This window comes from Polynucleobacter acidiphobus, from assembly GCF_003065385.1.
GTDB lineage: Bacteria > Pseudomonadota > Gammaproteobacteria > Burkholderiales > Burkholderiaceae > Polynucleobacter > Polynucleobacter acidiphobus.
Genome location: NZ_CP023277.1, coordinates 1,147,272 through 1,161,141 on the forward strand (window position 1 = coordinate 1,147,272; position 13,870 = coordinate 1,161,141).

Annotated in this window: 13 protein-coding genes; 3 read left to right on the plus strand and 10 right to left on the minus strand. The window is 44.8% G+C overall.

The features are described from left to right. Positions 1 to 13: 13 nt before the first annotated feature. Positions 14 to 853, minus strand: a complete 840-nt coding sequence (locus tag AOC32_RS06125; RefSeq protein WP_234409711.1) for a sterol desaturase family protein — start codon at positions 851 to 853, stop codon at positions 14 to 16. Positions 854 to 967: 114 nt separating this feature from the next. On the opposite strand from AOC32_RS06125, the gene AOC32_RS06130 reads away from it, so the two are divergent. Next, a complete protein-coding gene (locus AOC32_RS06130) occupies positions 968 to 2,638 on the plus strand; it encodes a formate--tetrahydrofolate ligase (protein WP_108508625.1) in 1,671 nt (556 codons plus the stop codon). A 284-nt stretch (positions 2,639 to 2,922) separates the two neighbouring features. Here the strand turns inward: AOC32_RS06130 and AOC32_RS06135 are convergent, their stop codons facing one another. From AOC32_RS06135 to AOC32_RS06155, 5 genes are read right to left on the minus strand one after another with little or no spacing between them, the layout of a single operon-like run. Continuing rightward, positions 2,923 to 3,633 (minus strand): GntR family transcriptional regulator, encoded by a 711-nt coding sequence (locus tag AOC32_RS06135; protein ID WP_108508626.1) that lies wholly within the window; start codon positions 3,631 to 3,633, stop codon positions 2,923 to 2,925. Between the two features lie 4 nt (positions 3,634 to 3,637). Further along, positions 3,638 to 5,431: an allophanate hydrolase gene (gene atzF, locus AOC32_RS06140; protein WP_108508627.1), complete on the minus strand. Its 1,794-nt coding sequence runs from the start codon at positions 5,429 to 5,431 to the stop codon at positions 3,638 to 3,640. Continuing rightward, positions 5,428 to 6,213 (minus strand): ABC transporter ATP-binding protein, encoded by a 786-nt coding sequence (locus tag AOC32_RS06145; RefSeq protein WP_108508628.1) that lies wholly within the window; start codon positions 6,211 to 6,213, stop codon positions 5,428 to 5,430. The genes atzF and AOC32_RS06145 overlap by 4 nt, the downstream gene beginning before the upstream one ends. Next, positions 6,210 to 6,980 (minus strand): ABC transporter permease, encoded by a 771-nt coding sequence (locus tag AOC32_RS06150; RefSeq protein ID WP_199908487.1) that lies wholly within the window; start codon positions 6,978 to 6,980, stop codon positions 6,210 to 6,212. The genes AOC32_RS06145 and AOC32_RS06150 overlap by 4 nt, the downstream gene beginning before the upstream one ends. Continuing rightward, positions 6,980 to 7,963: an ABC transporter substrate-binding protein gene (locus AOC32_RS06155; protein ID WP_108508630.1), complete on the minus strand. Its 984-nt coding sequence runs from the start codon at positions 7,961 to 7,963 to the stop codon at positions 6,980 to 6,982. Before AOC32_RS06155 ends, AOC32_RS06150 begins: the two co-directional genes overlap by 1 nt. 301 nt (positions 7,964 to 8,264) lie before the next feature. Here AOC32_RS06155 and AOC32_RS06160 point away from each other — a divergent pair, with 301 nt between their 5' ends. Beyond that, on the plus strand, positions 8,265 to 8,504 hold the full coding sequence (locus AOC32_RS06160; RefSeq protein ID WP_108508631.1) for a hypothetical protein: 240 nt from the start codon (positions 8,265 to 8,267) through the stop codon (positions 8,502 to 8,504). A 130-nt stretch (positions 8,505 to 8,634) separates the two neighbouring features. On the opposite strand, the gene ttdB is transcribed toward AOC32_RS06160, so the two are convergent. Genes ttdB through AOC32_RS06175 form a run of 3 tightly spaced genes read right to left on the minus strand, consistent with a single transcriptional unit; the run spans position 8,635 to position 11,131 of the window. Next, a complete protein-coding gene (gene ttdB / locus AOC32_RS06165) occupies positions 8,635 to 9,243 on the minus strand; it encodes a L(+)-tartrate dehydratase subunit beta (RefSeq protein WP_108508632.1) in 609 nt (202 codons plus the stop codon). Further along, positions 9,240 to 10,139, minus strand: a complete 900-nt coding sequence (gene ttdA, locus AOC32_RS06170) for a L(+)-tartrate dehydratase subunit alpha (RefSeq protein ID WP_108508633.1) — start codon at positions 10,137 to 10,139, stop codon at positions 9,240 to 9,242. Before ttdA ends, ttdB begins: the two co-directional genes overlap by 4 nt. 20 nt (positions 10,140 to 10,159) lie before the next feature. After that, positions 10,160 to 11,131, minus strand: coding sequence for a Bug family tripartite tricarboxylate transporter substrate binding protein (locus tag AOC32_RS06175; RefSeq protein ID WP_108508634.1), 972 nt, complete (start codon positions 11,129 to 11,131; stop codon positions 10,160 to 10,162). Positions 11,132 to 11,230: 99 nt separating this feature from the next. On the opposite strand from AOC32_RS06175, the gene AOC32_RS06180 reads away from it, so the two are divergent. Continuing rightward, positions 11,231 to 12,148, plus strand: coding sequence for a LysR family transcriptional regulator (locus AOC32_RS06180; protein ID WP_108508635.1), 918 nt, complete (start codon positions 11,231 to 11,233; stop codon positions 12,146 to 12,148). A gap of 240 nt (positions 12,149 to 12,388) precedes the next feature. Here the strand turns inward: AOC32_RS06180 and AOC32_RS06185 are convergent, their stop codons facing one another. Further along, positions 12,389 to 13,813, minus strand: a complete 1,425-nt coding sequence (locus AOC32_RS06185) for a 3'-5' exonuclease family protein (protein WP_108508636.1) — start codon at positions 13,811 to 13,813, stop codon at positions 12,389 to 12,391. Positions 13,814 to 13,870: the final 57 nt, after the last annotated feature.

Consider the following 13,870-nt stretch of genomic DNA (forward strand, 5'->3'; position numbering starts at 1 on the left):
GCTTGAGCACGCTCTACGATTGCAAGGCTTTTTCTTCTTGCTGATCTAAGATTGGCCCCTCAAGAGTCACCTTTTCCTCTTGCACCCTACCATTTCTAAATTTTTCAATAATGGGCTTTAATTTTGGATCAACGTGTTCTTCACTAAAACCATTAAATAATGTTCCAATTAATCCACGCTTTAGATCGCTAGTGCCCATAATCCAATCGGCAAGTGGAAAAGTTAAATTCATATTTTTATGCATCATGATTCCTAAATTGTGATGGGCTGCATGGTGCCTACGAATCGTATTGATAAATGGCATGTTTCGGACAAACCAATTTTCTTTGACATGACAGCAATAATGAAAGGTCTCGTAGATAAGGTAATGCCCAACCATGGTCATGTACAGAATATAGCCAACATTAGGGTTAAATATTTTGGCCGCAATATACCCAAGGATCGTACCAGCAACCCCGAGAACAATTAATACTCGCCATGGAAAAAATACAATGCGATGCTCTTTAACTGTATCAATTGTGTAATCAGTATCAGTAAAGTATTGATGGTGCTGGCGGGTGTGCCGATCATAAATTGCTCGTAGGGCAAAGACGTCGATTAGGCGGTGCATCACATACTTATGCATAGCCCACTCCACAAAATTACCAGCAATTGCTACGGGGATAATAGTTAGCCAGGCCCAAGTAGGGTTATCAAGCTGTGTTGCACAGTAGTAGATCGCAGATATTCCCGCAACATACATTACCCCTATATGAAGTAAGCCGTTATAGAAGGGGCTCACATCATTGATGTAAGAATCACGAAACTTTTTCTGACGTTCTGTCATTGCCATGGGTCTTGAAAAAGTACTCATTCAATTCTCCTTGTTTAATGAGTCATAGTTGATATATATTACTAACATATTAGTTGAATGTTAGAAAATTGAAAGTGTTATTAATTAGGATTAACCCTTATCTTAGGAGAAACCATGCCCAGTGATATCGAAATTGCACAACAAGCAAAAATGATGCGTATTGCTGAAGTTGCCAAAGAAAAACTGGGCATTTCTGAGGAGCATTTAGAGCCTTATGGTCACTTTAAGGCCAAAATTTCCCTACCCTATTTGGACACGTTAAAGAATAGGCCCAATGGCAAACTCATCTTAGTAACCGCTATTAATCCAACCCCTGCTGGCGAGGGAAAAACCACTACCACTGTAGGCCTTGGCGATGCCCTGAACTATTTGGGTAAAAAAGCAATCATCTGTCTGCGCGAACCATCTCTTGGGCCCGTTTTTGGAGTAAAAGGTGGCGCGGCAGGTGGTGGCTACGCTCAAATCGTTCCAATGGAAGATATCAATCTTCACTTTACTGGGGACTTTAATGCGATCGCCTTAGCAAATAATCTTTTGGCGGCTTTAATTGATAACCACATCTTTCATGGAAATGCTCTCGGCATTGATAGTCGCCGAATTCAGTGGAAACGTGTAGTAGATATGAACGATCGTGCACTACGCCACATTACCAACGGATTGGGTGGTCCAGGTAATGGCTATCCACGCGAGGATGGTTTTGATATTGTTGTCGCCTCTGAAGTAATGGCGATCTTTTGCCTAGCAACTTCACTCGATGATCTCAAAGAGAGACTTTCCAATATCGTTGTTGCCTACACCCGCGATCTAAAACCAATCTTAGCGAAAGATCTGAATGCTCATGGAGCCATGACAGTTTTACTGAAAGACGCATTAGCCCCAAATCTTGTTCAAACCCTTGAGAACAATCCCGCTTTTGTACATGGCGGCCCATTTGCCAATATAGCCCATGGTTGTAATTCAGTTATTGCAACCCAAGCAGCGCTTAAATTGGCTGATTATGTAGTAACTGAGGCTGGTTTTGGTGCTGATTTAGGGGCTGAGAAATTTATTGATATCAAGTGTCGTAAATCTGGTCTGCGGCCCTCTGCCGCCGTCATAGTGGTGACTGTTCGAGCCATGAAATACCATGGAAATGCGGAGTTATCAGAACTAACACAAGAAAATCTCATTGCACTTGAAAAAGGATTAGTTAATCTTGAACGCCACGTCGAAAATATTACAAAGGTTTACCAAATACCTTGCGTAGTTTCAATCAATCAATTCTTAAGTGATACACCCGCTGAAATTGACCTAATTAAATCGCGAATGCAATCATTGGGGGTAAAAGTAGTTATCGCTTCACATTGGGCGCACGGCGGTAAAGGCGCAAAGGATCTTGCTGAAGAGGTAATTAAACTTTGCGACACACCATCTCAGATGCAATTTGTGTATGAGGAATCCGATAGCCTCTGGGACAAGATCAATCAAATTGCGAAAAAAGTTTATCGAGCAAGTGAGGTGACTGCGGACTCCAAGATTCGTGCTCAAATCCAGGATCTTCAAGAAAAAGGCTACGGGAATTATCCTGTTTGTGTAGCTAAAACTCAGAGCTCCTTTTCAACCGATCCTAAACTTCGCGGCGCACCTAATAATCACGTCATCAACATTAGAGAAGTTCGTCTTGCTGCTGGTGCTCAATTTATTGTGATGGTATGCGGCGATATTATGACAATGCCAGGCCTACCAAAAATCCCGTCCGCTGACAAGATTGATCTGGTGGAAGGGAAAGTTGTTGGTTTATTCTGAGTCCTAATAAATAGTTCGGTACGAACTGTAAAGGATGTGATCAGTACGTACCCAGTATCAATTGGCCTGCCCAGCAGGGGTCGAACCTGCGACCTACGGCTTAGAAGGGCTGGCAAATCTGCTGAAGACAATGCTCAACAATGACTCACAGCGGGTAGGTTTGGGGTGTCCGTCGAAACACCGGTGGGTATGGCATTGGGTGGGGTCCCATGTCAGGTTCATGGTGTCAGTAGGTGTTTGTCGGGAAAACCGACAAATTCAAGCGTCCTAGATAGCGACGCTTGTTAGCTTTTGACTTTAAGCCTTGAATTTTCTTTAACCTCATGCATCGCAGCTAATGTTATCTTTCTCACTTCAATCTTACTTTGATCGATATGACTGGTTAGCAACCGTTTAGCTTCGGCACCTCGACGATCCATAATTGCTTTGAGGATTTTTGCGTGTTCATCATAGGTCTCTTGAATGCGATTACCTTTAGTGAAATCAAGCCTTCGTACAATCCGAATTCGCTCGGATATCTCCTGATGCATTCTTAGCATTTCTTGGTTACCAGCAATCTTCACTAACTGATGGTGAAAGTTCTCATCCAATAGTCCAACTTGTTCCCCGTCTTGAATGCGATCCGATGTTTTACAAAGCCATATCTTTACAAGCTCATTTAAAGGCTCATGAGAGCAGGCTTTATCACACAGTATTTTGATCGCATGCCCTTCGATCAAAATACGAAAGTCATATAACTCGTCAAGTTTATTGAAATCCAGTGGTGCAATTTGCCAACCAATCTTCGGGATTGCATTCAAAAATCCCTCGTATTGCAAGCGCTGTAAAGCTTGCCGTAAGGGAGTTCGGCTAACCTGCATCAAGCGAACTAAATTGCCTTCGGAGATCAAGTCTCCGGGCAGCATTTCAAAGGAAAAGATCTTTTGCTTAATTGCAAGGTAAGCATCATCAGCCAAACTGGAAAACTGGTTATTGAGTGGAACTAATGTCGGCATGGTTTTACACCGTTTCTTTTAGGTAATTTTTCCAACCGCCATAGTGAGTAATATTGGTTGCCCCAACTATACCCACTGGCTCACAAATAAATCCCTTAACCCATGACCCATCGTCTAACTCGATGGTACCCAATCCTAATGGTACTGGGATCAAATTAAGAAATGATCCAATCATTTCTTGTGGCACATCATAAAGCTCTAACTCAATCTGATCCCCACCCTCTTTCAAACGAACCAGCCCGGGCTTTGGCGGTGTTGTATTAGCAAGCGCAAACAGCTGATAATGCTTTGCTGTTTTACAGGATTTAATAAAACGGGCATTGCGCTCAACCAACTGGGAATGCAACGGCATGCCCTTTAAATGAGCACCCACAACAGCTAGGTGGGTACTTGAGCTTTTGGGTTTTGAAATCCTCAAATACTGTTCGGCTGGCTTTATCTTCAGTTTTCCAAGCGGAAGTTGCATCAATTGCTGCCACTGGGCAGCAAAATCAAGTAGTGCAAAATCAGACCCGCTTTGCCCAATCAATGTGATACCAAATGGCATACCACTTGCCGTAAAGTCTGCCGGCACGGCGATGGCAGCTAGGCGCATTAAATTGACATAGTTGGTATACATCCCTAATTCGCTATTACGCAATATGGGTTCTTCACTAAGTTCTTGAATCGTGGGGTGTCGGGGAGCACTGGGAACAACAATCAGATCACACTGTGCCCACACTTGTTGGCATAGGGTTTCTAATTCTTTGAGTTGATACGTTGCCCGAAATCCCTGAGCAGCAGTGTAGTTTTCTCCACTCTCAATGATTTGCTTTACGCTTGGATCCATCGAATTTGGATTCTTTTTAAGAAAGTCTTCAATAACTGCGTAGCGCTCAGCTACCCACGGACCCTCGTAAAGCAGTTTTCCAGCTTTTACAAACGGGGTGATATCCACCTCCACGATTGGATACCCCATACCTTTTAGTTTATTTAAGGCATTCGCAAAGAGTTTGGGGTATTCGGTGTTATCCAAAAAATCAGCTGCCTTGGGAATGCCCACCCGAATCGGTTTTGGAAATTGATAGGTCAATTTAGGCTCAGGGTGGTATTGCGCCTCATGGGTGCGATCATGATTTGTAGCCCTCATCACGTCTAAAACGATTGCGGCATCAGAAGCCGTGAGCGTAAAAATAGAAATGCAATCAATGGTTTTACAGGCTGGGTAAACCCCCTCAGTACTCATATAGCCGGGTGTCGGTTTGGTACCCACCGTATTGGTAAAGGCAGCAGGAATACGACCGGATCCTGCAGTGTCAGTCCCTAAACTAAATAGCACTAAACCGCGGGATACAACCGATCCCGAACCAGAGCTTGATCCCCCGCTCACGAACTTTGGATCAAAAGGATTAGGTACTACCCCATAAGGGGATCGTGTTCCCACTAAGCCGGTTGCAAATTGATCCAAATTCGTCTTACCGATCAAAACGGCACCCGCATCCAATAACTTTTGCACCGAAGTGGCCATCGTTTTCGCCTCATACGCAAAGTCCGGACAACCCACAGTGGTGATCCATCCGGCTGCATCAATATTGTCTTTAATCGCAAATGGAATGCCATATAACGGCAAATCATCAGCCCGCTTTCCTTCCAAACGAATGAGCTGTTCTATGAGTTGTTGATTACTAGCCAGACAAATCCAAGCCGGGTCTGGCGCCGATTCCTGATCACGCCGCAAACGCGACAAAAGCTCCACTAAATATTTTTGGGGAACCAGGCTTCCGCTACGGTATTGCTCTAATAACTGCAAGATGGTCATGCTCGCATCTCCCGTTGGAATACCTCTAAAGCATGGGATTTTGTTTTAATAAATTCGGGATCACTCACGGACTCGGGGGCGCGGGGTTTAGCCATATCAAAACTCATAAATTCTGAAATTCGAGTTGGTCGGCGAGTCAATAACAAAATCTTATCGGCTAAAAACACGGCATCCTCAAGATCGTGCGATACGATCATCATGGTGACCCCGGTTGAGAGGTTCGCCTCTTGGAGCTTCGTTCGGATAAAAAGCGTCATCTCAAAATCAAGGGCTGAGAATGGCTCATCGAGAAATAAAATCTCGGGCTTCATGGCCAAAGCGCGCATGATGGAAACCGTTTGCTGCTGACCGCCTGATAGCTCATACGGATATAAATTCAGATTGAATTTGATCTCAAAAAGAGCAATGAGCTCTTCTACCCGATTTTTAACCTCTTCTTTGCTCTTCCCACTGCGCTTAATGGGATAGGCAATATTGTCCCAAGCGCTCATCCACGGAAATAACGCATCGCGATAGTTTTGAAATACATAACCAATGGTGGTTTGCGCTAAGGACTTCCCTTCAAACAAAATCTCGCCGGCATCAATGGGCATCAGGCCAGAGATCATGTTGATCAAGGTGGATTTACCACAGCCATTGGGGCCAAAGATCGATACGATCTTTCCCTTGGGGATGTCAAGATTAAAGTCCTGATAGAGTACCGCTCCACCAAAGGATTTATCAAGACCACGAATCGTGACGTGGGTACCAGCTTCGGCTGGGAGATCTAATACGGTTGTCATGCTTTTCCACTCCAGTGAACGATGCGTTTCTCAATTAGTAAGAAAAGCAGGTTTAAGCCATACCCTAAGGCGCCGGTAATTAAGATGGAGCCATACATCTCTTTGACATTAAAGACTTGTTGGGCATCAATAATGCGATGGCCTAACCCATCGGTTGAGCCAATAAACATCTCGGCCACAATCACAATTACCAAGGCCATGGATACGCCTGTTCGCAAACCCACAAAGGTTTGCGGCAAGCTTTCCATAAATAAAACGTCTTTGAAAATAAAGCGCTTTGGAATGCCCATTGTGATTGCGGCATTTACCCGAGTCTTTTTAGCGTTCATCACCCCATAAGCACTATTAAAAATAATCAATAGCACCGCTGCAAAGGTTGCAATTGCGATCTTATTCACATCCGTAATTCCAAAAATGAGCAGAAATAACGGAATTAATGCCGATGATGGTGTTGAGCGAAAAAAATCAATCAAAAACTCCACGCTTCGATAGATCTTTTCATTACTTCCCAGCGCGATTCCTAATGGCACGCCAGCAACGGTAGCTAAAAGGAAGGAGTACATCGTTCTTTTTAGCGTTGCCATGAAGTCACCATAAATGGCGCCGCTCATAATGGATTGACCCAAATACCCCAAGGTCTCCCCTGGGGGTGGGAGCAATACGGGCTTTACCCATTTGGCTGTAATTGCAAGTTCCCACACCAATAAAAGCGCGATGGGACCAACAATCGGCAAAAACGCTTCAAATCGCAAATTTTTCAACATCATTAGCCCTTGTAAATGAGTGACTTCACATCCACTTTTTTGCTAAAGATCTTGCGTTCGGTAAAGACATCAAAGAATTTTTGGAAGAAATCGATATCACTTGGCTTGAACTCGTTGTACATCACAAAATTAGCCAGCGGTACTTCTTTGACAATGGTTTCATCAATTGCGGTAAATCCGTCAAGGGATTTACGAGATTCTTCCTGGTTCTTGCGAACAAAATCCACACCTTTTGCATAGGCCTGCACGTATTTTTTGACATCGGCCGGACGTGCCTTAATAAAAGTATTCACGAGCGATGCCGAACCGCCAAACCATGGAGCATCGGCATTACCTAATACGTATTTTGAAATAACACCGGTCTCTAAAATACGGGTTTCACCTTTAACACGACCAATGGTACCGGTTGGCTCCAGCGTATACACCGCATCAATCTGTCCAGCTGCGATTGCTGCCACGTGTTGACCCACGGGTAATTCAATCGGCTGAATATCGCCAAGGCCATTTTTTTCAAGAATAATTTTGGTTAAGGTTACGTTTTGAATTCCTGGACCGCAAGCAATCTTGGCACCCTTCAAATCACGAATTGACTTAGCCGTACTTTTGATGGAGACCAAAAACTCGTCCAACACAAACTTCTGATTGGATGGGTTTGAGCACACAATTTGAAAAAGTCCTGGCGAGGCGATTTCTCCCAGCGCAAGAGCAGCCGACGCTGTCCCATTAGCAGACCCTTGAATTCGTCCAGCAATCATCGCCTCGACCACTTGCGAAGGATTTGCAAACTTCACGCCTTCTACATTTAAACCAACTTCTTTGAAGTAGCCTTTTTCAAGCGCTACATAAAAGGGTAATCCGCTGGCAATTGGCCAATACCCAATGAGTATCTTCTCTGATGCGCTTGCAATGGATGGCAATACAGCGGCAGCTGCCCCAATCGCACCATATCCCAATACCTTACGACGTCCTAACGAAAATGAAGCCATGGTCAATCCTCCTAAAGTTAAGTTCGTAACCGAGCTAAGAAACAAACTGGTGTACTTACTTGTATACATGCAAGAAGCATGCCACCCCTTAAGTGATTGATTTATATAGAACAGGAATTAATTTCGTGTACTGTTATGGTGCTGATTGCTTGTAAATGGTGCATTAACAGACACTCTATTGATGCACTTAGTTAATCTATCGTTACCAAAATCAGCAATTGGACTGTGGGAATAAGAACCCAGCAAATTATTAAAAATTCAACTAAGCTTTTACAAGAGTTATAACTATTAGGAGATCTTTATGAAAAATCTGCTCGTATCAACTGTCTTACTGACTTTCTCTGGTCTTGCCTTGGCTCATGGCTGTCCAGGTGAAATGAAAAAAATTGATGCTGCTATGCCCACCACTAAATTAAGCGCTCAAGACTCAACGAAAGTAAAAGAACTTCGTGCCAAAGGTGAGGAACAGCACAAAGCAGGTCAACATACTGAATCAATGAAGTCTTTAGCTGATGCTAAGAAAATCATGGGCATTCAATAAATTTATACTAAGTAACTGATCGAATGGGGGGTGATTTCCCCCATTCGTTTTTTTGGAGTGGGATGCCCTGCGAGCCTTTGTCGGGAAAACCGACAAATTCAAGCGTCCGTTTTCAGGACGCTTGACCTAATTACTTAATAAAGCGTACTTGGGCATTGATTCGCTCAAGAATTGGCTTTTTCTTTTCGTTAAATACTTTCTTGTTTTCTTCAATCAGGTTTTTGCCTTTGGTATCAATCGAGATGATTAACGGACCAAATTCTGTGACCTTGTTTACCCAAAGTGTCTCGGGCATTCCTAAATCCGTCCATTCCGCGGCTTCGATCTTATCCACTTTAGTGGCTGCCAATACTGCACAGCCTCCCGGGAAAATCGCATGGACTGCTTTATTCTCTAAACAGCCCTCTTGGGTTTCAGGGCCCATTCCACCCTTACCCACGATCAACTTAACGCCAGTCTGCTTGATAAATTCTTTTTCAAACTTTTCCATCCGCATACTGGTCGTCGGTCCAATGGATACCATTTCATATTCGCCATTCTCTTTTTGGCGCACGATGGGTCCGGCATGAAATATGGCGCCACCCGTCAAATCAACAGGAAGTTTTCGACCTAGCTCAATCAGACGGCGATGCGCCACATCCCGACAGGTCACTAGGGTTCCAGTTAAATAAACCACATCACCAATATTGAGAGACTCTAAATCTTCATCCTTAATGGGGGTTGTTAGGATTTTTTTCATACCTTAAACCCTTCGTGAGAAATGACTTCATAGGTGAGATCACTATTGATCCGTATCTTGCCGCGACGATGGGCCCAACAACCGGTGGAGACGGCTACCCCAATCGTCGAAGGATGGCGTGCAGAGTGTTCAATATTGACGCCCATCACACTGTTGTTCCCTGTTAAGCCCTGAGGTCCAAGGCCAAGTTCATTCAAACCATCGGCTAAGAGTTCTTCCATCAGCGCGGCATTTTCATTCGCACTTTTGGAAGTTACGGGGCGCAAAATAGCTTTTTTCGATAAACGTGCCGCCGTTTCTGCGGAAGTCGATACCCCAACCCCCACTAATAATGGAGGACAAGCATTCACACCGCGCGAAGTGATGACATCAAACACAAATTCAGCCACACCCTCATAACCTTGACCAGGCATTAGCACTTTGGCGGCTCCGGGCAAGGTGCAACCACCCCCGGCCATATACACATCGATCACGCAATCATCGCGCTCCGGCACGATTTCCCAATCAAGCCAAGGAATCTTGGACCCCGTATTGGTACCAGTATTCTTCTCATCAAAGGTTTCAACTGCGTTATGCCGTAGTGGCCCTTCTTTGGTAGCCCCCAAAGTAGCATTACTCAGTATCTCTTCCAATTCCCCAAGCAGAGGAAACTTGGCACCTGCGGTTAAGAAATACTGAATCACGCCAGTATCTTGGCAGCTGGGGCGATCTAACTTGTCGGCGGCCTCCTGATTTTGGCGCATGGACTCATACACTTCCTTAGCCAAAAAATTGACTTCTTTGCTACGCAATTCTCCCAATTTACTGGTCACATCGGTCGGCAAACGCTTGCCGATATACGCGGTAAATTTGGAGAGTACATTGGTTAAATCTTGAACTTGGGCCTGCTTATCCATAATGAGGGTTCCTCAGAAATTTATTCAACGGTAATGTTGGCGGCCTTGGCTAAGCCAGAGAATTTAGTAGTCTCTTCTTTAATTTGCTTGGCCATATCTGCTTGTGAATTACCAATGGGTTCAGCGCCGATATCAGCCATCTGCTTTTGAAATTCAGCAGATTTGATGATTTTGACAACTTCCGCATTGAGTTTTGCAGTAACTGCTGCGGGCGTTTTTACTGGCGCTAACAATCCAAACCATGTGCCAATATTAATTCCGGGGACACCCGCCTCAGCCAAAGTGGGTACATTGGGGAGCGCCGATGAACGTTTTGCAGTTGTTACTGCCAAGGGGCGCAACTTTCCATCTTTAATGAATGGCAAAACCGGGGTAATGGTGTCAAAGGACATGGTGACCTGCCCACCCAAAAGATCCGTTGTTAAAGGAGCACTCCCTTTATAAGGCACATGAATTAATTTTGTGCCCGTTTCAATCTGAAACTGGGTACCAATCATATGCTGAGCAGTGCCGTTACCATTTGAGCCATACGAGAGCTTATCTGGCGATGCTTTGGCGGCGGCTACCACGTCTTTCACCGTCTTATATGGAGATGTGGCACTGACGACCATCACATTCGGTACCAAGGCTACCGTGGTAATGGGCGCAAAGTCTTTTTCAAAACTGTACGGTAAGGTTTTGTAAACGCTGGGGGCAATCGTATGGTGAACAGCACCCATCAGTAAGGTATACCCATCAGGATTGGACTTAGCCACAATTCCAGCGCCTAATGTTGCACCGGCGCCGGGCTTATTCTCCACAATTACCGATTGACCCAAAGCAGGACCCAATTTTTGAGCGACAGCACGTGCCAACACATCGGTTGTTCCACCAGGCGGAAATGGCACCACTATCGTAATTGTTTTCGCCGGCCAAGACTGGGCACTCACCGCCATCGATAAGCCCATTAATAAACCTGCTACTGCAGTTCTTATTTGATTTGCACGTACCATTTTGACTCCTCCTTCGCTTTTGGAATAGCCACAATCGTAATTACAGAGTCACTTAAAATTCAATGATAAATTTAAACTATTATTAATTAAAAGTTAACTATGGCAAAAACGATTAATCCCTCTGACTTAGGTTTTTTTTCGACCCTGATTACAGCAGGAAATTTGGGCGCTGCCGCTCGTGAATTGGGCATTACAACTGCGGCGGTCAGCAAACGCCTAAGCCTCATGGAATCCAACCTTGGGATCACTCTCATTAATCGCACTACGCGTCGGATGAGCCTCACACCTGAAGGCGAAATCTACCTTGAACATGCCCGCAAAATCTTGGGCGATATTGATAATTTGGAAGGGCTTTTATGGGGGACCACTGAGGTACCGAAAGGCTTATTACGGGTTAATGCCACACTCGGTTTTGGACGCAGCGAAATTGCTCCACTGATTTCCAGCTTTGCCAAACAATATCCTCTAATTGAAATTCAGCTCCAGCTCTCGGTCAACCCACCCGCCTTAACTGATGACTCTTTTGATGTGTGTTTTCGATTTGGCCCGCCGCCTGACTCCAGAGTGATTGCCCAATTTATTGCCCCAAATAAACGGATTTTAGTGGCCTCACCAGCTTATTTGAAGAAGTTTGGCGTCCCAAAATCCCCAGAAGATTTGGTCAAACATAATTGCATCGGTATTCGACAAGGGGATGAAGGCTATGGGGTTTGGAGATTTAATGAATCCAAACAGACCAATGCCTCCAAGATGATCAAAACCCGCGGGAATTTAGCAACCAATGATGGTGAAATTGCGGTGAATTGGGCGCTTGATGGGCATGGTATTTTGCTGCGGGCGCAATGGGATGTGGCAAAACACCTTCAATCAGGGCGATTGGTACAAATATTAGAGGGGTATCAAACACCCGATGCAGACATTTATGCCATCTACTCTGAAAAACATAAGACGTCCGCCCGCGTCAAAAGTTTCATTGATTTTGTTGTTAAAAAATTTAAGGTTCCGAACTTAACTTAAAAAAATAAGTTGAGATTAAAAACTGTTATCTGGCCTGCCCAGCAGGAGTCGAACCTGCGACCTACGGCTTAGAAGGGCTGGCGAATCTGCTTTAGACAATGCTCGACAAGGACTTACAGTGGGCGGGTTTGAGGTGTTCGTCAAAACGCCGGTTTGGTGGAATTGAGTGAGGTCTCGTTTCAGGTTCGTGATGTTTGCAGGCATTTGTCGGGAAAACCGACAAATTCAAGCGTCCTATATCTAGACACTTGTTGAATAATCGTACTCGGGATATCTTTGGTAAGTGCTCAGATTCAAGACGTTCTCTTGGGGTAATGATTTCAGAGCCTTTTTAATCAACTTATAGATGTCGAGATCAAATTCGGGCTCCCCGCTCTTTAGAAGCTCTTCAATTTCTTGCTCACTGATGGCATTACCCAGGTAGCACCAATGATCAAAGAGGTGCAAATCCTCCCCTTCCCGAATCCCGATGGCTCCTGAGTAGGGCCAAATCGCTACTTTTAATTTGAGTAAAGCGGTTTGTAGCCGTAGGTCATGAATCGCTCGAGGCTCTGCTCCAATGCATGCTCCTTTACACTGCTTCACATGAAAGCCAAAGCAAGGACTTCCGGTCGTTAACTTTTCAAAGCCTAAGAGTCCCTCACAGAGTTGATTACGTTTGGCAATTGACTGTAGGGTTTGGGTGGCCTCACGCTTACTGTAAAAGAGTCCATACAAATGATCTTGCTTGCCTGGTTGCAGTTCATGGTGATTCACAAGGCGCAGTTCTAGGTGATTGGGTCCTTTTATAAGCTGCCAGGCACATAAATCCCGTGAGCGGCGTAATTTAATGTTTAAGCTCGGTAGTTTCTCTTTAATCAGGCGCGATTCTAGGAGTAAAGCCCCCAACTCACCACTGGTTTCAATCCAGTCAATGTCTCGCACTTGTAAAGAAAGCTTCATTTCTTTACGTTTCGTTAATGAGGCCTGAAAATGACTCATGACCCGCGCTCGCAGGTCATTGCTTTTCCCGATATAGAGGGGTTGCTTATTCTCGGCGTAAAAGAGATACACCCCGGGTCGGTTGGGGATCTCATCAATCAACTCACGATCAATATGCGGTGGAAGGCTCGGTCTTCCTAATAGATAATCAATTTGGGTCTGGAAATGCTCTTGATCAAAGGTGGCCTCGCAGCGCTGCCAGAACTGATGCAGTAATTTGGCATCGTCAAGCGCTCGGTGGCGATTTTCGACCTGGAGACCATGAACCGCGATCAGGGTATCCAGATTGTGCCTAGCCTGATTCGGAAATAGGCGTCGGGAGAGCTTTACCGTACAAATCACCTTAGGGGAGAAATCAATTCCCAAGCGCTTGAACTCAGCTTTCAGAAAGCTGTAATCAAAGCGGGCATTATGGGCCACAAAGATCTTGTCTTTGAGCTCGAGGTACAACTCCTCTGCAATCTCAGCAAAACTAGGCTTTGCGCTCACCATAGTGGGGGTAATGCCCGTGAGCTGCTGAATATTATTCGGTATTGATACGCCTGGATTGATTAATCCCGACCATTCGGATACCTCTTGATTCTCAAGAGTCACGATGCCAACTTCGGTAATGCGATCTAAGTTAGCCCGCGAACCTGTGGTTTCAATGTCAACAAAGGCATAAATTGGATTTTTGGTGGGCATTACTTAGAAACGATCAGGTATTTAAGTCATTTATTATCAATGAACCGGTTGATCTTT

Excerpts from the sequence above, each read along its gene's own strand:
- AOC32_RS06135 (WP_108508626.1), bottom strand. The coding sequence starts at position 3,633 with ATGCCGACATTAGTTCCACTCAATAACCAGTTTTCCAGTTTGGCTGAT.
- ttdB (WP_108508632.1), bottom strand. The coding sequence starts at position 9,243 with ATGAAAAAAATCCTAACAACCCCCATTAAGGATGAAGATTTAGAGTCT.
- AOC32_RS06175 (WP_108508634.1), bottom strand. The coding sequence starts at position 11,131 with ATGGTACGTGCAAATCAAATAAGAACTGCAGTAGCAGGTTTATTAATG.
- AOC32_RS06180 (WP_108508635.1), top strand. The coding sequence starts at position 11,231 with ATGGCAAAAACGATTAATCCCTCTGACTTAGGTTTTTTTTCGACCCTG.
- AOC32_RS06125 (WP_234409711.1), bottom strand. The coding sequence starts at position 853 with ATGAGTACTTTTTCAAGACCCATGGCAATGACAGAACGTCAGAAAAAG.
- AOC32_RS06150 (WP_199908487.1), bottom strand. The coding sequence starts at position 6,980 with ATGATGTTGAAAAATTTGCGATTTGAAGCGTTTTTGCCGATTGTTGGT.
- AOC32_RS06185 (WP_108508636.1), bottom strand. The coding sequence starts at position 13,813 with ATGCCCACCAAAAATCCAATTTATGCCTTTGTTGACATTGAAACCACA.
- atzF (WP_108508627.1), bottom strand. The coding sequence starts at position 5,431 with ATGACCATCTTGCAGTTATTAGAGCAATACCGTAGCGGAAGCCTGGTT.
- AOC32_RS06145 (WP_108508628.1), bottom strand. The coding sequence starts at position 6,213 with ATGACAACCGTATTAGATCTCCCAGCCGAAGCTGGTACCCACGTCACG.
- ttdA (WP_108508633.1), bottom strand. The coding sequence starts at position 10,139 with ATGGATAAGCAGGCCCAAGTTCAAGATTTAACCAATGTACTCTCCAAA.
- AOC32_RS06160 (WP_108508631.1), top strand. The coding sequence starts at position 8,265 with ATGAAAAATCTGCTCGTATCAACTGTCTTACTGACTTTCTCTGGTCTT.
- AOC32_RS06155 (WP_108508630.1), bottom strand. The coding sequence starts at position 7,963 with ATGGCTTCATTTTCGTTAGGACGTCGTAAGGTATTGGGATATGGTGCG.
- AOC32_RS06130 (WP_108508625.1), top strand. The coding sequence starts at position 968 with ATGCCCAGTGATATCGAAATTGCACAACAAGCAAAAATGATGCGTATT.